This is a genomic window from Haladaptatus sp. HS23 (genome assembly GCF_056892285.1).
The window spans coordinates 112,486-135,537 of sequence record NZ_JBXGLH010000009.1 but is presented as its reverse complement, the minus strand read 5'-3'; the positions used below and the strand labels follow the sequence as shown (position 1 = coordinate 135,537).

Below are 23,052 nucleotides of genomic sequence, written 5' to 3'. Positions count from 1 at the left end.
ATGTTATAGGCTATCACACGTCGCCGGAGTTAAACTGTCGAGTCCCGGCGAACGACGGGGTCGTTGAAATCGTCGCCTCGTCCCCGACTCAGAACGTGTCAACGACGGGTATCCCCATCGTACCGTAGTCGCTCATCGCGGCGAGACGGTCGGGAACGTCGTCCAGCGTGACGGTTTCGGAGACGACGGCGCTCGGGTCGAGGGTCCCCGATTCGATCATGCGGAGGATTTCGTCGTAGCGCGGCGGTTGCATCCCGTAGGACCCGACGAACTCGATTTCCTTCATCACCATCAAGTCCGTCGGGAGTTCCACACTCCCCCGTTCGTCCTTCGTAGTGAGGCCGATTTGGACGTGCTGCCCTCGTCGGCGGAGACAGCGGACCGAGTTTCGACAGGTCTCCGTGATACCGAGGGCGTCCACCGACACCGACGCGCCGCCGTCCGTGATACCCATGATGGCCCTCGGCACGTTGCCCGTCTCGGTGGCGTTCACGGTTTCGAGCGCGCCGAGTTCTTCTGCCTTCGCCAACTTTTCCTCGTCCAAATCGACGGCGACGACGTTCGCGCCGATGGCCGACGCGATGTGTATTGCGGAGAGTCCGACCCCACCGCAACCGTGGACGGCGACCCAATCGCCCGCGTCCACGTCGGCCCGGTGAACGAGCGCGTGGAACGCGGTCACGAACCGACAACCGAGTCCGGCCATCGCCACCGGCGATACGCCGTCGGGGAGGACCACCGCGTTCTGGTCGGCGACGGGGACGTGGACCTCCTCGGCGAACGCGCCCGGAACGGGTTCGGCGAAGCCGAGCGGAAGGAGGTTCTCGCAGACGTTCGAGTGGCCGTTCCGACACTCCGGACAGGTGCCGTCGCCGAGGGTGAACGGGATGGCGACGTTGTCGCCCTCGGCCAGTCGCGTCACGTCCTCGCCCACCTCGACCACGGTCCCGGCGGGTTCGTGACCCAGAATCTGCCCTTTCGGTGGCTTCGCGCCTATCCAGTCCCAGTCGCCCTGCCACGCGTGCCAGTCGCTTCGGCAGATGCCACAGGCGTCCGTCTCTATCACGATGCCGTCCGGGTCGGGTTCCGGCCGCGCCACCTCCTCGATTCGCAGGGGCTCGCCGTACTCGCGTAGTACTGCCGCTCGCATGTCCTCAGCCTCGCTCCTCGCGCACATAAACCTACGCCGAACTGTACGAATTACCGGCTGCTTTGGTTAACAGCAGTCACACAAATGCCGAAGATTCTTTTTATTGGAATCCAAAGTCCGGGTATGGCATTTCGACTGTCAGACGAACAGCGTGCGATACGCGAGGCGGTCCGGGAGTTCGGCGAGGCGGAAATCACGCCGGTCGCCCGCGAACACGACGAGGAGAAGAAGTATCCCGAGGACCTCGTTCGGAAGGCGGCGGAACTGGACCTCGTGGCCCCGAGCATTCCGGTGGAGTACGGCGGGGCAGGAATGGACACCCTCTCGTCCATCATCGTTACCGAGGAACTCTGGCGGGCCGATGCGGGTATCGGGAGCGCCATCGGGAGTCGCGGGTTCGGCTCGAACATGATTCGAAAGTTCGGCGACGAGTGGATGAAAGAGGAGTGGCTCCCCCGAATCGCCGACGGCGAGTCCGCCTGCTGTAGCTGTATCTCCGAACCGGGACACGGGTCGAACGTCGCGGGTATCGAGACGGTCGCCGAAAGGGAGGGCGACGAGTACGTCATCGACGGCAACAAGATGTGGATAACGAACGGAACCGTCGCCGACGTCGCCGTCGTGATGGCGAAGACGGACCCCGAGGCCGAACCGCCCCATCGCGGCATCAGCGCCATCCTCGTTCCCACCGACACGGACGGGTTCGAACCGACGAAGATCGACAACAAACTCGGCATCCGAGCCTCCGACCTCGCGGAAATCGTCCTCGATGACGTGCGCGTTCCCACGGAGAACGTCATCGGCGAGGAGAACGAGGGGTTCTATCAGTTGATGAACTTCTTCGCCTCGGGTCGCGTCAGCGTCGCGTCGCAGGCCGTCGGCGTCGCGCAGGCCGCCGTGGACGAGTCCGTCGACTACGCCAACGAGCGCGAGCAGGGCGGGCGATTCATCAAGGACTACCAGGCCATCGGGCACAAGGTCGCCGACATGGCGACGGACGTGGAGGCCGCCCGGTCGCTCACCTACCGCGCCGCCTCCCACGTCGATGAGGGTGACGACCGACTGGCGACCCGATTCGCCAGCATGGCCAAACTCTTCGCCAGCGAACACGCCGTGGACGTCGCCGACGAGGCCATTCAGGTCCACGGCGGCGCGGGCTACGTCACCGACCACCCCGTCGAGCGCTACTACCGCGACGCCCGCATCACGAAAATCTACGAGGGCACCAGCGAAATCCAGAAGAACATCATCTCCGACGACCTGTTCTAACAACACGGAGACTGGACTTTCGGGATAGGAAGTCGGTCGGCTACTTCGCCTCTAACATGCGAAATTTTCCCATCCATCGTGGCGCGGTGCGGGGCGGGTGCGGGGTTGGGACTTTCGAGGACGTCATCGCAGCAGTTGCAACGGTGACGCGAGCAATCACAGACGTCAATGGGACCACAACCGCACCATCCGCCCTCAGCCTCCCCAGCCTCCTCGCTCAGCGGGGCTTCGCTCGTCCCTCGCGCGCCGACCGCTACTGTTTCTGATTGTGAATGTTCGTGGCGAACGATTCCCCCTGTCTCTCACTGCACCCTTTGCCTTTCGAAGGAGAACTCTGATAACCCGTTCTCGGGAAGGAGTACTATGACCGACACGACCGACTCTCCGAACTGGGAGTTCAAGGAGCGGGACATCGCCATCCTGCGGGAGTTGACGCGGGACCCGCAGTTGTCCTCGCGCGAACTCACGACCATTCTGGCGGCGGAGTACGACATCGAGGTTTCGCACGTCACCGTGAGCGAGTCGATTCGGGAGATGCGAAACGAGGGCGTGTTCCGCGAGGCCATCATCCCGAACGAGGAGTACTACATCTTCGGCCTGTTCGAGTTCAAGTTCAACCCGGAACACTTCGCGGACAGTTGGCGCGCCGCGATGGAGTACATCCGCGACGACCCGAACACGCTGTTTTACTTCCTCTCCGACGGGGAGTACCAGTGGAAGACGGTGATGATGTTCCCGAATAGGGAGGCCGAATCGCGCTGGATTCACGAGTTCTACAAGGAACACGGGGACGTCATCGACAACATCCGCAACTCGGTGGTCCACAACGTCCTCAAGTTCCGCACCGACCCCGAGATATTCGAGGGGTTGGACGACGAGTTCAGAAAATAGCAGGGAAACGGCCTACCGAACGAGCGAGAGGAGTTCGCACGACAGCACGACCTCGTCCCGCTGATTCAGGACTTCCGCAGCGTACCGGACGACGCCGCTGGCGGTCGGGTGCTCTTTCGGTTCCTTCTCGACCAGTTCCAATTCGACGCGAATCGTGTCGCCGAAGCGGACCGGCGCGGTAAAGCGCAGTCGGTCCACGCCGTAGAACGCCACCGTCTCCGCGCGTTCGTGGACGATGCGCCGCGTGAGGCCGGTCATGACCGAAAACACGAGCGCGCCGTGAGCAATTCGCTCCCCGAAATCCGATTCTTCCATCTCGGTCTTGCTGGTGTGCAGCGGGTTGAAGTCGCCGCTCACGCCCGCGAAGTTCACCACGTCCGCCTCTGTGATGGTCCGCGAAGGAGTCGTCACTCGGTGGCCGACCTCCAGTTCCTCGAACGAGAGCGCCACGTCACTCCCCCGTGAACTCGGGGTCGCGTTCCTCGCGGAACGCGGCGGTGCCCTCGCGCACGTCGTCGGTGCCCATGAGTAGGCCGAACCCTTGGCTCTCCATGGCGAGCGCGGCGTCGAGGCTCGCGTCGCCGCCCTCGTTCATCACCTTCTTCGCAACCTTCAGGCCGAGCGGCGGCCCTTCGAGCAGGTCGGCCACGAACTCGGAAACGACCGAATCGAACTCGTCGTCGGGGACGGCGCGGTTGATGAGGCCCCACTCCGCCGCACGCGTCGCGTCGATGCGGTTGCCTCGGAACACGAGTTCCTTCGCCCGCGTCTCGCCGAGCAGTCGAAGCAGGCGCTGGGTGCCGCCGCCGCCGGGAATCAGGCCGAGTCGAATCTCGGGCGACCCGAACTCGGACCCTTCCGTGGCGATTCTGAGGTCGCACGCCAGCGCCAACTCCAATCCAGCGCCCAAACAGTACCCGTCCACCTTGGCGACGGTCGGGCGTTCGAAGTCGTTCACCGTCTCGAACGTCGGCGTCACGTCCATGAAATCGGTGGGGGTGGCGTCCGCGAACCCGCCGATATCCGCCCCGGCGCTAAACGCCCGGTCGCCGGCGCCTTCGAACGTAACACACCGAACCTCGTCCACGTCGACCGACGTGAGCAGGTCGTCGATTTCGCCCAAGAGGTCCGCCGACAGGGCGTTCATCCGCTCCGGCCGGTTTAATTCCACCGCGAGAAGACCGTCCGCCGAGAGTTCGTAGTTCAAAAAGCGGTAGTCGTCGGGGCCGTCACCGCTCGTTCCGTACTCGTGGAATCCCTCGCCTGCGCCCTCGCCGGTCTTCCCCGCCTCGACTAATTCGACGAGGTAGTCGTCGGGTTCGAACCGGTCGTCGCCCGTCTCCTCGTGCAGCGTTTCGAGTTTATCGAGAACGACATTGAGGCCGATTTTATCCGCGCGTCGGCAGATGCCCTCGGGGAATCCGAGTCCGAGACGAACGCCGGTGTCGATTTCGTCGGGTCGCGCCACGCCGTCGCCGACCAGTCGCGCCGCCTCGTTGACCATCCGCGCCTCGATTCGGAGGGTGTCGAACCCCTCGCCGTCGCCGGGTTCGTAGTTGACTCCCTCTCCGTCGACGGCTTCGCCGTCCGTCCGAGACGTCTCCGACGTCTCTCCCCCTTCGTAGTCGTAATATCCTCGTCCCGTTTTCCTGCCGAGTTCGTCGTTTTCGACCTTCTCGGCCATGAGTGGCGGGATGGTCCGTCCCGATTCCTTCCGGACGTGATAGCCCACGTCGATTCCGGTGAGGTCCATGAGTTCGAACGGTCCCATCGGGTAGCCCCGCCGGTGGACCATCGCGGCGTCCACTTCGCGTATCGTCGCCTCGCCGTTCGACACCATCCACGCGGGTTCGTCGCCGAACGGGCCGAGGACTGTGTTGACGACGAACCCGCGAACGTCCTTCCGCACGTAAATCGGCGTCTTGCCGAGCGATTCGGCGAACTCGTGGGCCGCTTCCGCCGTGTCGTCGCTCGTCCTGTCGCCGTAGATGACTTCGACCAAGTCCATCTTCACCGGCGGATTGAAGAAGTGCATCCCGACGACGTCCTCGGGGCGCGAGGTCACACCGGCCATCTCGGTGATGCTGAGGCTGGACGTGTTCGACGCCAGTATCGCGCCGTTCGGCGCGAACTCGTCGAGGTCGATGAACACCTCCCGCTTGAGGTCCATCCGCTCGGGTACCGCCTCGATGACGAGGTCGGCGTCAGCGACCGCCGTCTCCAACTCCACGGCCGTGCTGATGCGTCCGAGAACGTCCTCGGCCGGTTCGTCCAGTCGTCCCTTCTCGGCCAACTTCTCCAGACTCCACTCGACGTTCTCGTACCCGTCCTCGACGAATCCCTCCTCCACGTCGCGCATGGTGACGTCGTACCCGGCGATGGCGGCGACTTCCGTGATGCCGTGGCCCATGTTTCCGGCCCCGAGTACCGTCACCCGCTCGATGTCAGTGCCTGTCATACGTCGGGGCGTTTCGTCCCGCGTTATCTTAACTCCACCGAGCAACGGTTATTTCTGTAAAGAAAAAGGCGATATTCTCCGTCAGTTGGTTCGTCTTACCCGTCTTCAGGAATCTACTGTTAATAACCCTCCGCGAAGATTCGGCCCCGTCACAACGGTTCGTCGCCGTCCAAAATCCCCTCGGCGCGTTGAGCGAGGTCAGGAACGCGTTCCTCCATCCGCGGATACATCGGGTCGTCGCTGTTGCCGTCGAGGTAGCGCCGGTAGAACATCTCGCCGAGCGCCGCGAGTTTGTACACGGCGAGCGCCCGGTAGAACCGGTCGCGTTCGTATTCGATGCCCGTCTCGCGTTCGTATCGCTCGACGAGTTCCTGCCGGGTCGGATACTCCTCGGCTTCCATGAACGTGGCCGTCAGTTCGGGGGTCGCCGGTTCCGGGTCGCCGGCGTCGCGCCAGTAGGACAGCATCCACCCGAGGTCGGCCAACGGGTCTCCGAGCGTCGCCATCTCCCAGTCGAAGACGCCGACGATTTCCGGCGGCGTTCCCGGCCCGTACATCACGTTGTCGAGTTTGTAATCGCCGTGGACTAACGTGTGTTCGTGCTCCTCCGGACAGTGTTCGACCAACCAGTCGCCGACCGCCTCCAGTTTGGGGACGGCGCGCTCCTCGGCGGTTCGCTCGAACGCCCAGTCCAACTGCTTGGTCCATCGTTCGACCTGTCGTCGGGTGTAGCCCGGCGGATAGCCGAACTCGCCGAGTCCCACGGCCTCGTAGTCGAGCGCGTGAATCGCCGCGAGCGTATCCACCAACTCCTCGCCGATTCGTCGCCGTGCGTCGGCCGTTCCGAAGCGTTCGGGTTCCCCATCGCGGAGCACGTCCCCCGAAAGGCGCTCCATCACGTAGAAGTCGCTCCCGATGACCGAACGGTCCTCACAGGCCAGCACCGTCGCCGGAAGCGGAACGTCGGTGGTCTGTAGCGCGTCCATCACTCGGTACTCGCGGAGCACGTCGTGGGCCGTCTCGGCCGTCTCGCCGGGCGGCGGACGGCGGATGACGAGTTCGCTGTCGCCCCACGTCAGGAACAACGTCTCGTTTGAGTGCCCCTCCGCGTGGTGAGAGACGTCGTACTCCGTCGCCTCCCCCAACTCCGCCGCGAGGTAGTTCCGTAGCGCGTCCGTATCGACGAGTCGTTCGAAGTAATCGCTGTCACCCGCTGTCTGGTCGTCTTTTGTCATTGGTCCTTTCCGTCCGCTGTCGGTGTCGGCCGGTACGGTTCTCGCCTATCCCGCTCCGACCGCCTCGACAGTGGGATTCGTGTCGATTGTACGTCCATCTTCGGTATAGAACTTACGAGGGTAACTCCTCTGGGGAAATATTTTTACACTGGTGAATCGGGGTTGTGGGTATGGAATACGACGACCCGAAACGCGGGACGGACGTCGCCGAACGCGTCCGAACGTTCGTCCGCGAGGAGGTCATTCCCGTCGAGCGAGACCATCTCGGTGGTGAACCTGTTTCGGACGATACCGTTCGCAAACTCCGCGAGACGGCCCGCGAGTACGACGTGTACGCGCCACAGATTCCGGAGGAACACGGCGGCTTGGGAATGGACTTCCGCGAGATGCTGCCCGTCTTCGAGGCGGCCGGACGAAGCCTCCTCGGTCCAGCGGCCATCCGCGTCGATGCACCCGACGAAGGAAACATGCACACGCTCGAACTGGTCGGGACGGAGGAACAGAAAGAACGATGGCTCGACCCGCTCGCGGCGGGCGAGGCCAAGTCCGGATTTTCGATGACGGAACCGAACCCGGGCGCTGGCTCGGACCCGAAGATGCTCCGAACCACCGCCGAGAAGGACGGCGACGAGTGGGTCATCGACGGCCACAAGTGGTGGACGACCCAGGGGAGCGAGGCCGACGTGCTGTTGGTGATGGCGCTCACCGACCCGGACGCTCACCCGTACGAAGGCTGTTCCATCTTCCTCGTTCCCGCCGACACGCCCGGCGTGGATATCGTCCGCGACATTCCGCACGTCGGCGGCGGCGTCACGGGGATGAGCCACGCGGAAATCCGGTACGACGATGTTCGAATCCCGGAAGAGAACCTCCTCGGCGCGGAGAACGCCGGGTTCGCCATCGCCCAACAGCGACTCGGTCCGGCGCGACTCACCCACTGCATGCGGTACTCCGGGATGGCCGAACGGGCCGTCGACATAGCGAAGGCGTACGCCGACCAACGACGGGCGTTCGACGGCCCGCTCTCGGAGAAGCAGTCGATACGGTTCGAGGTCGCCGAAACCGAGATGCGACTCCACGCCGTCCGCACCATGGTCCGCCACGCCGCCCGTCGAATAGCGGCGGGTGAGGAAGCCAGAATCGAAGTGGCGATGAGCAAGGTGTACGCCGCGAACGTCGTACAAGACGCCATCGACGGCGCGATTCAAATGTGCGGCGGGAACGGCATCGGCAAGGACCTGCCGCTCGCGGACTTCTACGAGAACGTCCGGCAGTTCCGCATCGTGGACGGCGCGGACGAGGTTCACAAACGCGTCATCGCCAGGGACGCGTTCTCCGACCTCGACCCCGCCGAAGTCGAACACCTGACTCGCTACGACGCCGAGTAACTCGGCGCACCCGACTCAGCTTCCGCCCGACTCTTCCCTTTCTACCCCGACTATCGAGAGGACGCTCTGAGGTCGTCGATGGCGTAGTCGGTTTCGGGTCCCTCCTCGGCCCCGTACCCGATGGCCGTCATCCCGACTGCCGACGCACCGGCGATGTCGTGGTCGTAGCGGTCACCTATCATGGCCGCATCACTCGGCGACACGTCCGCCGCCCGCAATCCCGTTTCGAACATCCCCGGGTCGGGCTTGGTTCGCCCGACCATCTCCGAGGTGGTTATCGAGTCGAACCGCTCTTTCAGGCCGAACGTCTCCAAAATTCGTATTCCTTCCTCGGTATCCACGTCGCTGACGACGCCGACGTGCAACTCCGTTTCCGCCAACCGCTCGATGGTCTCGACGGCACCGGGATTGGGACGGAGCGTCTCCGTCGTCACCGACTCGAACACCGGCCGCCACTCGTCTTCGGGTATCGGCGTGCCCGCGATTTCGTCCACGGCACGGTCGTACGCGGTACGTGCCGGACGGAACTCGGTCCCGTCCCGTTCCCGGAAGTACGTCCCGACCGCGGTTCGCCACCGTTCCAGTGCGTCCGCTACCGATTCCTCCGGTGCGTGCGTCTCCACGACGGTTCGAACGAACTCCTCGTGGGCGCGTCGAACCGACGCGCTGTCGAGGATGACGCCGCCGATGTCCCAAAACACCGCCTGCCACTTCGAATCGTCTTCCGTCACGGTCACCGCTCGACCACCGTCGTACGGTTCGTGACGTTTCTCTTCCCGGACTCGTCCATATCGGTGGTCCACTCCCCTCGGGAATCAAGATAACGATTACAAACTACGACCCATATTTATTAACACGAGGGAGTGTAGTAGCCGATGTACTTACCAATGGAAAACTCCGGTTCGAATCAGCCGACAGTGGAGGAAATCGCATGACCGTCGAACAGTTCAGCGTCGCCGGCAAAACCGCGATCGTGACCGGCGCGTCGAGCGGCATCGGGAAGACCATCGCGGAGCGGTTCGCCGATGACGGGGCGAACGTCGTCGTCTGCTCGCGCGAATTGGAGAACGTCGAACCCGTCGCCGAGGGCATCGAGGGTGGCGACAGCGAGGGACGGGCGGTCGCCGTCGAATGCGACGTGACCGACCGCGATGCCGTGGACGCCCTCGTGGACGCCACCATCTCCGAGTTCGGCGGTGTGGACATCCTCGTCAACAACGCGGGAGCGAGCTTCATGGCTCCGTTCGAGGACATCAGCGAAAACGGCTGGAAAACCATCGTGGACATCAACCTCCACGGGACGTACCACTGCACGCAGGTCGCGGGGGAACGCATGCGCGAAAACGGCGGCGGCGTCGTCATCAACCTCGCCAGCGTCGCGGGACAGAAGGGGTCGCCGCACATGAGCCACTACGGCGCGGCCAAGGCGGGCATCATCAACCTCACGTCCACGCTCGCCTACGAGTTGGCCGACGACGACGTGCGGGTCAACTGCATCGCGCCAGGATTCGTCGCCACGCCGGGCGTCGAGAGCCAGATGGGCGTCAGCGCGGACGAAATCGACCGCGAGAGCGTCAAGCGCCGCATCGGTACGACGGAGGAGATAGCCGACCTCGCGCAGTTCCTCGCCAGTCCGGCCTCCTCGTACCTCGTCGGCGAGACGGTGACGGCGGCGGGCGTCCCGCCGATTCTCGAATCGCCGGACGTGTGAGAACCACGAACGCGTGGAAAATTGGGGACATTTCGTCACCACTCTCTGAGGGGTGACGTACGGGTACACCGCGTCTAATACGATACCGTACGGGAGGTGCCAGACGAGGCTGGGAAGCGCGAACGTCGGAACGGGTGGTGCGGCGGGAACGCCGACCGCTTGAAGCCACAGCGGCAGGAGTATTCCTCCGCGGTTGGCATTTTTGATGCCGTACGGAACCATACTACATCTCCGGATAGACAGGTGTCGGCTACGGTCACAGTTCGACTGCTAACTCTGGAAGCGTTCCTTCCGCCGACCGACGTGCTGGCCAGTCGCCATCACGCCGCCGCCAGTACGACCGTCGAAGCAGATGACATACGAGAAACCGTCGGCTCGGAATCAACCAAAATCTGGATGGGCCCTATCGGATTCGAACCAATGACCACCCGGTATCCCATGTCGTCTGAACCCGACAGACGTCATTATGAGCCGAGCGCTCTAACCAGACTGAGCTAAGGGCCCGTTCAGTCAATCGTAATCTGGCATCCCTCTTTAGCGTACCGGGTTTCCATCGAGTCACGTCGTTCTGTTCGTGAAGCACAGAACGCTCTCCTCGAAGACGAATAATCGAAGAAGCGCCGCCGCCAGGGCTCGAACCTGGGACAACCTGGGTAACAACCAGGTGCTCTACCAACTGAGCTACGGCGGCTCTTTGACTGCACTCCCAAGTAGACGGAGTCCTTTGATAGGGCTTTCGTTTTTATCCGGACGCATCGATACGCTTTCACGCCTTCGTGGAAAACTTTCGCCCGATGGCACGGTTCGAGGAGGTCGTCTCGGCGGTCCGAGCGAAGATACGGCCCGACGCGGAGGAACGCGAGCGTCTTCGAGTGGCTGCTCGGGAGTTGACGGAACGCGCGGAGGAGGCGATTACCGACCTGTCGGTCGACGCCGACGTGATTCAGGTGGGGAGCACCGCACGGGGAACGTGGACGAGCGGCGACCGGGATATCGACCTGTTCGTTCGGTTTCCGCCGGAGATGGCGCGCGAGGAACTCGAATCGCTCGGGTTGGAAATCGGGCACGCGGTTCTGCCGGACGGTCACGAGGAGTACGCAGAGCATCCGTACGTGAAGGGGCAGTTCGACGGGTTCGACGTGGATTTCGTCCCCTGCTATCGCGTCGCGTCGGCCACGGACATCCAGTCGGCGGTGGACCGCACGCCGTTTCACACCGAATACCTCGAAGCGCGGTTGGACGACGAACTTGCCGGAGAGGTGTTGCTGTTCAAGCAGTTTCTGAAGGGCATCGGCGCGTACGGAAGCGACCTTCGGACGAAGGGCTTTTCGGGCTATTTGGCGGAACTCCTCGTCCTCGAATACGGCGGATTTCGGGAGGCTCTCGAAGCGGCAGCGGAGTGGAACCCCCCTGTTCGGTTCGACCCCGAGGAACACGGAGCGGAGACATTCGACGACCCAGTAGTGGTCATCGACCCGACGGACCCGGAGCGGAACGTCGCCGCCGTCCTTTCGGCGGAAAACGTCGCACGGGTGCAACACTACGCCCGTACCCTCCTCGAAACTCCGCGCGAATCGGTGTTCTTCCCGGACCCGAAGGACCCGCTCACGCCCGAGGAAGTCCGGAATCTCATCGCCGAGCGCGGGACGCATCCGGTCGCGGTTCGATTCGACGCGCCGGACGTGGTCGAGGACCAACTGTACCCGCAACTCCAGAAGTCGCTCTCCGGTCTGGGTGATGCGCTTTCGCGGCGCGGCTTCGACGTGCTTCGGGCCGACCTGTTCGCCGACGATTCCGCGGTCCTCTTCTTCGAACTCGCCGTGGCCGAACGCCCGGCAGTCGAGCACCACGACGGGCCGCCGGTTCACGTTCGCGCCCACGCGGCGGGGTTCTACGAGAAGTACGCCGACTCGGACGCGTACGGGCCGTTCATCGACGACGACCGGTACGTGGTCGAACGCGACCGCGAGTTTACTAGCGCGACGGCGTTCCTCCGGGATGACGCCGTCCTCGACGCCGCGCTGGGGGTACACGTCGAATCGGCACTGAAGACGGAGTACGAGGTTCTCTCGGACGATGCGGTCGGGATTTTGGCCGAGGAGTTCGGGACGGAACTCGCCCGCTACTTCGACCCGAAGCCTTGAGGTTCGATTTCGTACTGACCGATTCTCGATGTTCGGTTTTGCGATGTTCGTAAGTAACGCTACGTTCGGGTCTGTTTGACCATCAGCGTTATATGTTTGGTGTGCATTAGCATAGCATGTATGGCCTCCGCACCAACCGGAGATGACGAATCCGTGTTCGACCAGTTCCTCGAAGACCACGGCCACGAGACGCAACGAGTAGACTGGGAACAGGAGTATAACAAAAAGCAGTGTCCGGAATGTGGTGGACTTCATAATCAGACAGCGACGGAGTGTACGGTCTGCGGCTGGAATCCGTAATCCGTTCTAACTCCCCGCATCGAGCCTGCATCGTTTCCGAATCTCGAAACCCGTTTTCATTGCTGCTCCAACCCCGACCACGCGGTATCGTGTCGAGCGTCGCTCTCGTTATTTTCGAACGACGACGGAGCATAATTGGGGGTTGTATCCGGTGTGAACACCCACCGGATACACCCCTCTCGAAGTACGCGACGAGGCACGAATCCGATTCACGTCGTTTTATACGTTCCCAGCACTTGTGCTGGTGTAATGACTACGCCAATGGCAGAGACGGATGCAAGAGTGACCCGGTTGTTCGGTGGGCCGGGGAGCGGTAAAACCACCGAACTACTCGACAGGGTAGAGGACATTCTCGATCAGGATGGCGTCACGATAAACGACCTCCTCGTGGTTTCGTACACTCGTGCCGCCGCGAACGAGGTTCGCGAACGACTCGCGGAGCGACTCGACGTGGACCCGCGCTCCCTGCAGGGCAACGTCTGTACCATGCACGCGAAGGCCTACGAACTTCTCAATCTCTCCCGCGGCGACGTCGTCGGCGAAAAGGACAAAGAGGAATTCTGTGAGAGCTACGGGCTCGAATACGAGGACGAGTACAGCGGGTCGGGCCGCCGAACCGCCCGTTCGACCACGCTCGGCAACAAGATAATCGCCACCTCCCAGTGGCTCCAACGGACCCGACGACAGGTGGCCGACTGGCACGACGTTCCGTTCCAGTGGGACGTCGAAGAGGTCCGCCTCCCGCCGGACATCGACCCGAACGCACAGGAGGGGAACAAGTACACCCCGACGTGGCCGAGCAGCGACGACCGGTTCGACGTTCCCGAGGCCATCCGCGGTTGGCGGAAGTACAAGGGCGACGAGGGACTCGTCGGCTTCGCCGACATGCTCGAACGCGTGAAACAGCGCTCCCTCCTCCCCAGCGTCGATTACCTCGTCATCGACGAGTTTCAGGACATCACTCAGCTCCAGTTCGACATCTACGAGGAGTGGAAGGGCCACATGAAGAACGTCCTCATCGCGGGTGACGACGACCAGGTCGTTTACGCGTGGCAGGGTGCGGACCCGAAGCTCCTCCTCGGCGAGGGCGGCGAGGACGTCATCCTCGACACCTCACACCGACTTCCCTCCCGCGTCCTCAAGGTCGTCCAACAGGAGGTCAGCCACATCGATGAACGGCAGGAGAAGAACCTCAAACCGCGCAAGGAGGGCGGTACCGTCGAAGCGGTGGAGAGCCCGTCCATGCTCGACCTCGTGCGGAACGTCCGCTACACCATCGAGGAGTTCGACGGTACCGTGATGGTGCTGTTCCGCGCTCGCTACCAGATGTTCCGCTTCGTCGACGAGTTCATCGACGAGGGAATCCCGTTCCGCACGCTGACCGACCAGCGGATGTGGACCGACCGCTTGAACCAGTACGTCGATGCGGTCGAGCAGATTCACGAGGGTGAACCCATCGACGGCCTGCAGGCGCGACGCCTCGCGGACATGTTGACGGAATCCACGTTCGGCACGAACGACCGCGACGAGATGTTCGACGCCATCGACGAGCGCAAGGAAGCGGAAGGTGCGGACGACCTCACGGAACTGGAGTTCGACGCCGACTTCGTGAAGAACTTCGCGCCGTTCATGCCAGGCCCGAAATCCGCCTCGGACATGGTTCGGAAGGTCACGAGCTACCAGAAGCGGTCCATGAAGGCCTACTTCAGCGGTCGCTATCAGGAAATGGACCGAAGCCGCGTCCGTATCGGCACCATTCACAGCGCGAAAGGTCGCGAGGCGGACCACGTGTTCATTGGCACCGACCTGACCGAGAAGGTCGTCGAGCAGATGGCGGCGACCGTCGAAAACGAGGGTATCGACGTGCCCAGCGTGGACGAGTTCACCGCTGGAACCGACCCGGTTCCGATTCTCACCGACAACGAACGCCGCGTCTTCTACGTCGGCATGAGCCGTGCCCGCGAGCGCCTCGTCGTCATGGAGAACCTCGTCAGCGGCGCGCCGACGCTCAAACTCGACGTGCTGTTGTACAACGAACCGAACGGGAAGTCCGTCGACGACATCCTCGACAGCGCGGACGCGGAGTAAGTAGGACTCCCGTCATCGGTTTTTCTCTCGTCTTTTCCCGTTTCCGCTTCCCGTGCATTGATACCGTTTGCCGGTGCACTCCCCTCTCATGGCAACAGCCGAACAAGAATCGGGTTATTCGGAACTTATCGACCGAGTACGACGTATCTCCAACGTCGGCAACGCCGGCATGGTCCTCTACTGGGACCAGCAGACGAAGATGCCCGAGGGCGGGACACCCGCTCGTGCGAAGCAACTGTCCGCGCTCCAGTCCATCGCCCACGAACTGCTGACCGACGACGAGATGGGCGAACTGTTGGACGAACTCGAAGACGAGGAGTTGGATGACGAGCAGGCCGCCGTCGTCCGCGAAACCCGCCGCGAGTACGAGCGGGCGGTTTCGGTCCCGAACGACCTCGTGGAGGAGATATCGGAAACGTCCAGCGAGGCGCAACCGGCGTGGCAGGAGGCCAAGGCCGAAGACGAGTTCGAGACGTTCGCGCCGTATCTCGACCGACTCCGCGAACTCCACATCGAACGTGCGGAACACATCGCCCCCGAAAAGGACCCCTACGAGGTCATGTTCGAGGACGGCGAGCCGTATCTCCCCCTCGAACGCGTCGAGGAGATATTCGACGAACTCCGTGACGGGTTGGTTTCGCTCATCGAAGCGGTTCAGGAGAACGGCGCGGACATCGCCGACGACGCCTTCGCCGGAACCTTCGACCCGGAGGACCAGGAAGCACTCTGCCGGGACACGCTCGACTTGCTGAACTACGACTGGGACCGCGGCCGCCTCGACACCGCCCCGCATCCGTTCATGTCCGGGACGCAGTACGACGCCCGCGTCACGACCCGATTCCACGAGGACGACTTCGTGGACCCGTTGACCGCGACGATTCACGAGTTCGGCCACGCCACCTACCAACTCGGCCTGCGGGACGACGCCTACGGCACGCCACTGGGCCAGTCCCGGAGTTCGGGCATTCACGAATCTCAGTCGCGCTTCTGGGAGAACCACGTCGGCCGCACGGAGGCGTTCTGGGAGTTCTTCCTCCCGACGGTGAAAGAGCACTTTCCGGAGTTCGAAGACGTCACCCCGGAGGAGGCCTACGAAGCGGCCAATCAGGTGTTCACGGACAACACCATCCGCGTCGAGGCGGACGAGTTGACCTACCACATGCACATCATCCTCCGTTCCGAAATCGAACAGGAGTTCGTGGCCGGTGACCTCGACGTGGAGGACATCCCCGCCCGCTGGAACGAACTGATGGAGGAGTATCTCGGTATCGTTCCCGAAACGGATTCGGAGGGCTGTCTGCAGGACATCCACTGGACGAGCGGATTTGCGAGTTTCCAGAACTACACCGTCGGGAGCGTCTTCGCCGCCCAACTCTGGGCGACCATCGAGGAAGAGATAGACGACCCGATGGAACTCATACGCGATGGGGAGTTCGCCCCCATCCGCGACTGGTTGACCGAGAGCATCCACGAACAGGGCCAGACGTACACCACCGACGAACTCATCGAGGAGGCGACGGGCGAACCGCTCACGGCGGAATACTTCCTCGACTACGTGACCGAGAAGTACGGCGAGATTTACGAGTTGGACGTGTGACCGTCTAAAATCGCCCTCGTGTCCCTCCCACGATACAGCCAACTCCCCCTCACCGGTGGTGTCGTCTTTGGTCCGGAACGATACGACCCGTCCGTTTCGTCGTAAGGTGCGAAGTGAATGTCGAGGCCGAACATGACCATGGGGAAGACTTATTATTTGAATTGGAATGTAACGACACATGAACGATCAGCTAGTCGTTCTTGGTTTCGTCGTCTTCGGTGCAGTAGTTGGTGCGCTCCTTGGTTCAGTCAGTGGAGACGTGACGTTGGTGAGTGCGTCGTTTGCGGCTATCGCCGGTGGAATCGGTGGAGGGTGGGTGCGAAAGAGACAGAAGCCGACATCGAGCTGTTAAATCGTCTCTTTCGGTGACTTTCGTTTAGCAATCGTAGGAGATGTCTATTCAGAACGGTCCTCCGTTACTCATAGTCGCCCGGTTTTCCATAAAATCGCCGCAGAGTCAGAATCGAAAACGCATACCTATTCCTCGTCGTCGTCGGTCTTTGCGATTTTGCCGACGACCTTCTGTGCCGCGCTGGCGGGCACGTCGGAGGGCGTCGTCAGGTTCTCGCGGAGGAGAACCATGAGGACGCCGATGGCGACGAACGCGCCGCCGAGGAGCGTCTGTCCCGCGACGATGCGGTCGATACCGAAGAGCGCGATGGGGAGGGCGAACACCAGCGTCGCCGCGAGGCTCACGGTGTCGAGGATGCCCAGTTTCATGGCCTCACTTCCGCCCCACCGACCAAAAAGCCGCCGTCCTCGAACCCCGATTCGGAACCGTTTTCAACCGACGAGCGTCACAGTTCCGTTATGTTTACCGGAATCGTTGCGGAGGTCGGCGAGGTTCGTCGCGTCGAGGAGTCGGACGGTGGCCGACGGCTCACCATCGCGGCCGACGAGGTGCTTTCGGACGTGGAGGACGGCGCGAGCATCGCCGTCAACGGGGCCTGCCTGACCGTCGAAGAGTTCGACGGCGAGTCGTTCGAGGTGTTTTTAGCCGCCGAAACCGTCGAAAAGACCTATCTCGGAGAAATCGAGGAGGGCGACGTCATCAACCTCGAACGCGCGCTTCGGGCCGACGCCCGTCTCGATGGCCACTTCGTGCAGGGTCACGTCGATACGACGACGGAACTCGTGGACGTTAGGGAGGTTGGGGAGGACTGGGAGTACGAGTTCGCCGTCCCCGAGGCGTTCGGCCAGTACATCGTGAACAAGGGGTCGGTCTCGCTGGACGGCATCAGCCTCACGGTGGCGGAGAAAGGGGAGGAGACGTTTACCGTCGCCATCATTCCCACGACGCGCCGCGTGACGAACCTCTCGGAGAAGGAACCCGGCGACCCCGTGCATCTCGAAGTGGACGTGCTGGCGAAGTACGCGGAAGAACTCCTCGCGGAGCGCTAAAAGTCGAACGTCGAGGAGTCGTCGGACCGTTCGTTTTCGTCGTCTTCGCTGCTTTCATCGTCTCCCGTATCCACACTGCTTTCGGTATCGCTCCATTCCCCTCTTACGAAATCGGTGTCGTCGTTTTCGAGGAGTTCGTTCCCCGTCTCTTCGTCGAGCACCCCGCTTCCGTCCGATGAACCGGACTGCAACGGCGCGTGTTTCTCCCGCTGGACGGAATCGTTCGGTTCGATGATTCCCCGTCCTTCGTCCTCGCCTCCGTGCGATTCTTCGACCTCGGCGTACATGGAGCGGTAGCGCGAGAGCTTTCGGAAGAGGAGATAGCCGAAGAAGCCGTCGTAGATGAACACGAAGGTGATGTAGGCGATTTCGGTCGAGATGCTGGGGTAAAAGGCCGATATCACGTTGGGAACGAACCCGACGAGCGTGTTGTACGTCGCGTGGATGAACGCCGCGATGAGGAGGCCCTTGACCGCGATGGGGCCCGCGTTCTCGCGGTTGAACTTCGCCAAGCCGAGGTAGTAGCCCGCGAACGCGGAGTAGATGACGTGACCCGGGCCGGCGAACAGTCGGAACACGGCGGTCTGTCCGGCGTTCAAAATCGGGTCGGCGCCCGTGGACGACAGAACACCTTGGCTGATGTAGATGGCGTTCTCGATGGTCGCGAAACCCAACCCGGCCATCGCGCCGTAGACGGCCCCGTCGATGACCGCGTCGAATTTGTCGCTCCGATAGGCGAACAACCGCACGGCCAACCATTTCACCGTCTCCTCGACGGGACCGACGATGAGGTAGAAGTAGAGCATCGCCCCGAAGAGCGGCACGCCGGTAAACACCGGTTGCAGAGCGGAGTTGAACACGGCGGCGAACATGGCGAACAGGACGCCGAGGAGGAACGTCCCGACGAGAAGCGGCAGCGGTTCCGACATGGTGACGTCGGCGTACCAAATGTAGGCCGCGAACGCGAACGCGGGAACGACCGAGAGGAGGACGAACGCGCCGACCCACGGGTCGCTCAACACCGCCAATCCGCCGAAGACGAACTGGAGCAGTAGAATCGCCGCGGCGAGGAGAATGATCAAGGTGCGGGCCGAGACGACTATCGCACCGTACAGTTTCGTCGCAAACCAATCGAGACGCGTCCGCTCTTCCCACGTGGAGATTCCGTAGAGGTCGACCGAGTCGCCTAACCCGCGAGCGACCGGGTCCTGTTTCTCGTCCATGTTTCGAGTTCTCATAGCCATGGAGTAAATCGTTCGGCATCGGATACCTATGATTCCTAATACGTGGTTATATGACGTATTATTCCTGTAGGGGCACTCTTAACAAGAAGAATCGCCCATCACGCTACACTATGACACCCGTGAGCCACAGTCGAGGAATGATGTACTCGGCACCGCCGGAAAAAACAACACGACGAAATAACGAGGAGTCGGCGGCCGACGAACGAGCCGAATCGGACGAACCGTCGGACGACGTGGAAACGCCGTCCGTGGCCGACGCCAATTCGAGCGTCACCGACGCGAACTGGACCGGAACCGTTCCCGCGGACGACTGATCTCTTCGCGACCGAACCTCGTCATCCTGAAAACCCCTCCCTGCCAACCGGCAGGTATGCAAGCCTTCTCGCTCGACACGACGACCGAACTTTGCCCACCTTGCTCCTCGTCATGAGTCGAATCCGCATCAGAGGCATCTACACCACCGCGCTCACGCGCCTCCTCGGCGAGGAGTTCGACGTGGTGCAGGCCTCGCCACCCATCAGACGGCGGTTCGACGAGTCGTTCGAAACCGGCGAATACGACGCCACGGTCGAAACGACCGACGACAGGCAGGGGGTGGGTGTCTCCGGGGACCCCGAACCCGTCGCCCGCCTCGTGGACGAGTTGGCGGACACCGCCATCGACACCTTCCACTGGGACGACCCGGCACCCCGAGGAGCGCTCTTCGACGGCGTCGTCAGCGACACGCTCGGGAGCGGTGCCGTCGTGGACCTCGGCGACGAACGCGGCGAGGGCTTCCTGCCGTTCCGTTCCCTCGACCGTCGAATCGACGACGGCGACCACGTTCGCGTGCAGGTCCACGACCCCGAACCGCCGTGGTCGCGCGACCGGACCCTGCTCGGGACCGACGTGCAGGTGTTCGGCGGCGTCGCCAGCCTCTCGAAGGGCGTGAACGAAGTCGTCGCCAGCGCGCCGGACGACGCCAGCAGGCGCGAACTCGCACGCACGACCGAGATGCTTCCGACGGACGTTCCCGACGAGTGGGGCGTCCGCTGGGAGTACGCGGCCAGCGACGCCACGCTGGACGAGATGAACGCCGCCCTCTCCGAGGCCGTCGAACGAGCCGAAACCATCGACGACGCGTTAGCCGACGAACCGACCGCTGATGTCACGCAAACCCTCGCCGAACCCGAGGCGACGGCGTGGTTGTGGTTCGGCCGCGAATCCCGGTTCGCGTTGGACGAGGCCCGCCGTGATGTCACGACGACGCTTCCCGGCCACCACCGAATCAAGGCCGCCGACTCGTCGGCGAGCACGGCGGTCGATTTCGCCGAGGACCTCTACGCCGTCATCGAGGAGGGATTCGACGGGATGCCGACCGGTGCGACCCTCCGGCAGTTCGGCCCCGACGCGGACGACGAGGTGTTCATCGACCACGGCAAACCCGACGGTCGGTGTCTCTCGCTCGGCAAGGGAACCGTCGCGGAGGCGGACCCCGAAGCCGGAAAGTACACGGTTCGACGCGAGATGGGAAGCGCCGGAACGTACGACGCTATCGGGACCGACCGGGAGCGGGGCGACGTGGCAATCACGAAGTTCAGGGAAGGGAGGTGGTGGTATCCGACGGCCTACCGGAGCGAGGACGGCGAGTCGAAGGGGACCTACGTCAACGTCTGTACGCCGGTGGAACTGTTCCCCCGCTCCCTGCGCTACGTGGACCTCCACGTCGACGTCGTGAAGCGACCGGACGGAACCGTCGAGCGGGTGGACGACGACGAACTCGACGCTGCCGTCGAAGCGGGCCACATCTCGGAGGAATTGGCCGAAAAAGCCCGAAGCGTCGCGGCGAGCGTCGAGAAGGTGCTCTCGAAATAGCGCAACCGCCGGAAACGGCCAGTGACACAGCCGCTAGTCGCTAGCGACTCACCGAAAGACCGACCGTCTTTCGAGCCATCACAATCGCGCCGCGATTGTGAGACACCGGAAAATCGGAGATTTTCCGGGCCGACGAATCCCTCGAAGTCTTGCTGAACGAAGTGAAGCAAGGCCCGGAAGAATACGACGGACTCGCGGCGCGAGTCCGTCGTTATGACTGAGGGGGTGAAGTCGGCTTTTGGTGCAGATTTTTATCGAGGGTCGCTCCGCGGCCCTCGCAATAAAAAGGTGCGCTAGAAGTGCTCGTTCTCGCCCGGCGTGTTCAGCTTTCCACCGCGGCCGCCCTCGGAGCGGTCGATGCCCATGACGCTCTCGGCTTGGTCCGTCTTCCACTGACTGGTGCCGTCGTCGGCGATGCGGACCGACACGTCGTCCACCTCGTCGAACTTCTTGAGGAGTTCGACTTCGATGTTCTGGGAGGTGATGGGGGTGATGGAACATCCGCCGCAAGCACCGCCGAGTTCGATGACCACTTCGCCAGATTCGGGGTCGGCCTTCCGAACCGCGCTCGTTCCGCCGTGCATCTGGATGATGGGCATCTGGGCGGTGAGCCACCGCTCGACCCGCGATTTCAGGCCGTCTTCGGACGCCGTGGTTTCCGTCGCGCTGTTCTCGCTCATGCTTTCCCCTAGGAACTCGAAGTATGGTAAGCTTGGGGTTCTCGGCCGTGGTTTCTGCCGAAATCAGTCCCGAAAAATCGCCCTAGTTTCGATTCCGTAGGCGGTTCCAGACGCCGAAGCCGAGTATGGACAGTCCGGCGATTCCCATCTCGAAACCGGGCTGTCCCGTCGTTGCGGCCACGCCGTCGTTCGACTCCGTGGTCGTTTCGTCACCCGACGCTATCGTTTTCGGGTTCGTGGTCCCCTCGCCCGTGAGTGACGGCGGGTTTCGCTGCGTGCCCGCGCGGTTCGGGAAGGTGTAGAGACCGCCGCGGCCGTCGCCGTGGTGGCCCATGCTCCCGCCGATGAACACCTCGTCGGAGACGCGCTGGGCGGTCCAGAACGCGGCCTCGTTCGGTTTCCGCCACCACGCGAGTTCCTTCGGCTCGGCCGGGTCGCTCACGTCGAACAGCTTCACGCCGCCGTTGTACCACGACGTGTAGAGCCGGTCACCGACGAAATCGAAGTTGTGCGACGTGGTCCACTGGCCGGACGAACTCCCTTGCCCGCACTCGTGACACTCGTGAGCCGAGGAGACGCCGACCGGCGACAAATCGGCGGCGACGGACGACAGGGACGAGAGGAGCGACGCCGAGGGGGATGCGCCGAGGTCGTAACTCGGGTCGGCCGTCTTCGGCGGCCGAATGGTCGTGAGTTTTCGAGGCCGTTTCACGTCCGAGACGTTCCAGAGGTCGATGCCGCCGGGACCCGTTTTGTCGGGGCCGTCGGTGTCCCACGCCTCCTTGTCACAGGCGAGGAGGGTGGCGTCCTCGTTCGTCATGACGAAGTGGTCGTTCCCCGGGAGGCCGATGACTTCGTTTTGCTCCTGCGAGGAGGGAATCGCGGCGAGTTTCTTCCGTGACCGACCGCCGAAGTGCGAAACGTACGTGGGTTCTCTCGGGTTCGACACGTCCACGATCCACGTTCCCGCGTCCCACTGGGCGAGGTACGCCCTCCCGTCGTTGACCCACACGTCGTGGAGCGTGCGCACCCACGAATCGACTTCCGACCACTTCGAGTCGTAGTCCAGCATCGACCACCTGCCGACTTCTCTCGGCCGGTCGTTCGACACGTCCACCAGCACGAGCGGGTTCCCATCCCCGTTGTTCCCTGTAAGGTAGGCTACGCCGTCCTGCAGGTCGGCGTTGTGAATCGGAAACGACGTCTCGTGGAACGCCACCCGTTCGGGGTTCGCCGGGTCGCTCACGTCGTACAGCAGAAATCCGTGAACCTCGTTGTCGGCGACGGGATTCGCCGGTCCGGCGACGAGAAGTTTATCCCCGTCGACCTTGGCGTCCCAAATCTGGGTCAGCGGGCCGCCGTCGTGGTTGGCGAGGAGGTCGTGGCGCTCCGCCAACACCGTCGGTCGTTTCGGATTTCGGATGTCAACCGTGGCGAACCCGTCCGTCGTGGCGACGAAGACGGTGTTTCCGTCGTCCCCGACGACGGCTTCCTTCGCGTCCTCGATGGCGACGTGTCCGAGCGGCCGGTACGGGTCGGCTTCGGACTGGGCGACACCCCCCGACGCCAGCAGGGACGCGGCTCCGCCCCCTACGGCGGCAGTGCGCAGAAACTCTCGCCGATGCATGTCGGGATAATCGGT

At 62.9% G+C, this 23,052-nt stretch carries 21 protein-coding genes, 2 tRNA genes and 1 pseudogene; 13 read left to right on the top strand and 11 right to left on the bottom strand.

Features of this window, described 5'->3' with window-relative positions; genetic code table 11:
* Nucleotides 1-88: 88 nt before the first annotated feature.
* Nucleotides 89-1,150, bottom strand: a complete 1,062-nt coding sequence (locus AC1XDK_RS21755; RefSeq protein WP_483352069.1) for a zinc-dependent alcohol dehydrogenase family protein — start codon at nt 1,148-1,150, stop codon at nt 89-91.
* Nucleotides 1,151-1,273: 123 nt separating this feature from the next.
* Between AC1XDK_RS21755 and AC1XDK_RS21750 the strand changes: the two genes are divergently transcribed.
* The 3 genes from AC1XDK_RS21750 to AC1XDK_RS21740 all read left to right on the top strand — a co-directional run bounded on the left by AC1XDK_RS21750 (nt 1,274) and on the right by AC1XDK_RS21740 (nt 3,310).
* A complete protein-coding gene (locus tag AC1XDK_RS21750; RefSeq protein ID WP_483352068.1) occupies nt 1,274-2,419 on the top strand; it encodes an acyl-CoA dehydrogenase family protein in 1,146 nt (381 codons plus the stop codon).
* A 56-nt stretch (nt 2,420-2,475) separates the two neighbouring features.
* A complete protein-coding gene (locus tag AC1XDK_RS21745; protein ID WP_483352067.1) occupies nt 2,476-2,685 on the top strand; it encodes a hypothetical protein in 210 nt (69 codons plus the stop codon).
* Nucleotides 2,686-2,782: 97 nt separating this feature from the next.
* Nucleotides 2,783-3,310 carry an Lrp/AsnC family transcriptional regulator gene (locus AC1XDK_RS21740; protein WP_483352066.1) on the top strand — a complete coding sequence of 176 codons (528 nt, stop codon included), beginning with the start codon at nt 2,783-2,785 and terminating at the stop codon, nt 3,308-3,310.
* Between the two features lie 12 nt (nt 3,311-3,322).
* Here the strand turns inward: AC1XDK_RS21740 and AC1XDK_RS21735 are convergent, their stop codons facing one another.
* From AC1XDK_RS21735 to AC1XDK_RS21725, 3 genes are all read right to left on the bottom strand, one after another.
* The gene (locus tag AC1XDK_RS21735; protein ID WP_483352065.1) at nt 3,323-3,760 is read right to left on the bottom strand and encodes a MaoC/PaaZ C-terminal domain-containing protein; all 438 of its coding nucleotides are present in this window, start codon (nt 3,758-3,760) and stop codon (nt 3,323-3,325) included.
* A 1-nt stretch (nt 3,761) separates the two neighbouring features.
* The gene (locus tag AC1XDK_RS21730; protein ID WP_483352064.1) at nt 3,762-5,768 is read right to left on the bottom strand and encodes a 3-hydroxyacyl-CoA dehydrogenase/enoyl-CoA hydratase family protein; all 2,007 of its coding nucleotides are present in this window, start codon (nt 5,766-5,768) and stop codon (nt 3,762-3,764) included.
* Nucleotides 5,769-5,917: 149 nt separating this feature from the next.
* Nucleotides 5,918-7,003: a phosphotransferase family protein gene (locus tag AC1XDK_RS21725; protein ID WP_483352063.1), complete on the bottom strand. Its 1,086-nt coding sequence runs from the start codon at nt 7,001-7,003 to the stop codon at nt 5,918-5,920.
* 170 nt (nt 7,004-7,173) lie between these two features.
* On the opposite strand from AC1XDK_RS21725, the gene AC1XDK_RS21720 reads away from it, so the two are divergent.
* Nucleotides 7,174-8,391, top strand: a complete 1,218-nt coding sequence (locus AC1XDK_RS21720) for an acyl-CoA dehydrogenase family protein (protein WP_483352062.1) — start codon at nt 7,174-7,176, stop codon at nt 8,389-8,391.
* A gap of 15 nt (nt 8,392-8,406) precedes the next feature.
* On the opposite strand, the pseudogene AC1XDK_RS21715 reads toward AC1XDK_RS21720, so the two are convergent.
* Nucleotides 8,407-9,128: pseudogene (locus tag AC1XDK_RS21715) on the bottom strand (HAD family hydrolase).
* 194 nt (nt 9,129-9,322) lie between these two features.
* On the opposite strand from AC1XDK_RS21715, the gene AC1XDK_RS21710 reads away from it, so the two are divergent.
* Nucleotides 9,323-10,102 (top strand): SDR family NAD(P)-dependent oxidoreductase, encoded by a 780-nt coding sequence (locus AC1XDK_RS21710; RefSeq protein WP_483352061.1) that lies wholly within the window; start codon nt 9,323-9,325, stop codon nt 10,100-10,102.
* Between the two features lie 397 nt (nt 10,103-10,499).
* On the opposite strand, the gene AC1XDK_RS21705 is transcribed toward AC1XDK_RS21710, so the two are convergent.
* Both AC1XDK_RS21705 and AC1XDK_RS21700 read right to left on the bottom strand, forming a co-directional pair.
* Nucleotides 10,500-10,606, bottom strand: a tRNA-Ile gene (locus AC1XDK_RS21705).
* Nucleotides 10,607-10,720: 114 nt separating this feature from the next.
* Nucleotides 10,721-10,793, bottom strand: a tRNA-Asn gene (locus AC1XDK_RS21700).
* A 103-nt stretch (nt 10,794-10,896) separates the two neighbouring features.
* Between AC1XDK_RS21700 and cca the strand changes: the two genes are divergently transcribed.
* The 5 genes from cca (at nt 10,897) to AC1XDK_RS21675 (ending at nt 16,583) form a co-directional block, all read left to right on the top strand.
* Nucleotides 10,897-12,246 carry a CCA tRNA nucleotidyltransferase gene (cca, locus tag AC1XDK_RS21695; RefSeq protein ID WP_483352060.1) on the top strand — a complete coding sequence of 450 codons (1,350 nt, stop codon included), beginning with the start codon at nt 10,897-10,899 and terminating at the stop codon, nt 12,244-12,246.
* Nucleotides 12,247-12,366: 120 nt separating this feature from the next.
* Nucleotides 12,367-12,546: an HVO_0416 family zinc finger protein gene (locus tag AC1XDK_RS21690; protein WP_483352059.1), complete on the top strand. Its 180-nt coding sequence runs from the start codon at nt 12,367-12,369 to the stop codon at nt 12,544-12,546.
* 261 nt (nt 12,547-12,807) lie between these two features.
* Nucleotides 12,808-14,634: a UvrD-helicase domain-containing protein gene (locus AC1XDK_RS21685; RefSeq protein ID WP_483352168.1), complete on the top strand. Its 1,827-nt coding sequence runs from the start codon at nt 12,808-12,810 to the stop codon at nt 14,632-14,634.
* Nucleotides 14,635-14,722: 88 nt separating this feature from the next.
* Complete coding sequence (locus AC1XDK_RS21680) at nt 14,723-16,231, top strand: carboxypeptidase M32 (RefSeq protein WP_483352058.1); 1,509 nt, start codon at nt 14,723-14,725, stop codon at nt 16,229-16,231.
* Nucleotides 16,232-16,409: 178 nt separating this feature from the next.
* Nucleotides 16,410-16,583, top strand: coding sequence for a glycine zipper domain-containing protein (locus tag AC1XDK_RS21675; RefSeq protein ID WP_483352057.1), 174 nt, complete (start codon nt 16,410-16,412; stop codon nt 16,581-16,583).
* 125 nt (nt 16,584-16,708) lie between these two features.
* Here the strand turns inward: AC1XDK_RS21675 and AC1XDK_RS21670 are convergent, their stop codons facing one another.
* Nucleotides 16,709-16,951, bottom strand: coding sequence for a DUF7533 family protein (locus AC1XDK_RS21670; protein ID WP_483352056.1), 243 nt, complete (start codon nt 16,949-16,951; stop codon nt 16,709-16,711).
* 90 nt (nt 16,952-17,041) lie between these two features.
* Between AC1XDK_RS21670 and AC1XDK_RS21665 the strand changes: the two genes are divergently transcribed.
* Nucleotides 17,042-17,632, top strand: a complete 591-nt coding sequence (locus AC1XDK_RS21665) for a riboflavin synthase (RefSeq protein ID WP_483352055.1) — start codon at nt 17,042-17,044, stop codon at nt 17,630-17,632.
* Here the strand turns inward: AC1XDK_RS21665 and AC1XDK_RS21660 are convergent.
* Nucleotides 17,629-18,855 carry a PrsW family intramembrane metalloprotease gene (locus AC1XDK_RS21660; protein ID WP_483352054.1) on the bottom strand — a complete coding sequence of 409 codons (1,227 nt, stop codon included), beginning with the start codon at nt 18,853-18,855 and terminating at the stop codon, nt 17,629-17,631. The two genes, AC1XDK_RS21665 and AC1XDK_RS21660, sit on opposite strands and share 4 nt — an antisense overlap.
* A gap of 161 nt (nt 18,856-19,016) precedes the next feature.
* Here AC1XDK_RS21660 and AC1XDK_RS21655 point away from each other — a divergent pair, with 161 nt between their 5' ends.
* Together AC1XDK_RS21655 and AC1XDK_RS21650 are read left to right on the top strand one after the other, a co-directional pair.
* Complete coding sequence (locus AC1XDK_RS21655; RefSeq protein WP_483352053.1) at nt 19,017-19,190, top strand: hypothetical protein; 174 nt, start codon at nt 19,017-19,019, stop codon at nt 19,188-19,190.
* A gap of 112 nt (nt 19,191-19,302) precedes the next feature.
* Entirely contained in the window at nt 19,303-20,730 is a 1,428-nt protein-coding gene (locus tag AC1XDK_RS21650; RefSeq protein ID WP_483352167.1) for a ribonuclease FAU-1 family protein, read from the top strand.
* Between the two features lie 293 nt (nt 20,731-21,023).
* On the opposite strand, the gene AC1XDK_RS21645 is transcribed toward AC1XDK_RS21650, so the two are convergent.
* Together AC1XDK_RS21645 and AC1XDK_RS21640 are read right to left on the bottom strand one after the other, a co-directional pair.
* Complete coding sequence (locus AC1XDK_RS21645) at nt 21,024-21,410, bottom strand: NifU family protein (protein ID WP_483352051.1); 387 nt, start codon at nt 21,408-21,410, stop codon at nt 21,024-21,026.
* Nucleotides 21,411-21,492: 82 nt separating this feature from the next.
* Complete coding sequence (locus AC1XDK_RS21640) at nt 21,493-23,037, bottom strand: LVIVD repeat-containing protein (protein WP_483352050.1); 1,545 nt, start codon at nt 23,035-23,037, stop codon at nt 21,493-21,495.
* Nucleotides 23,038-23,052: the final 15 nt, after the last annotated feature.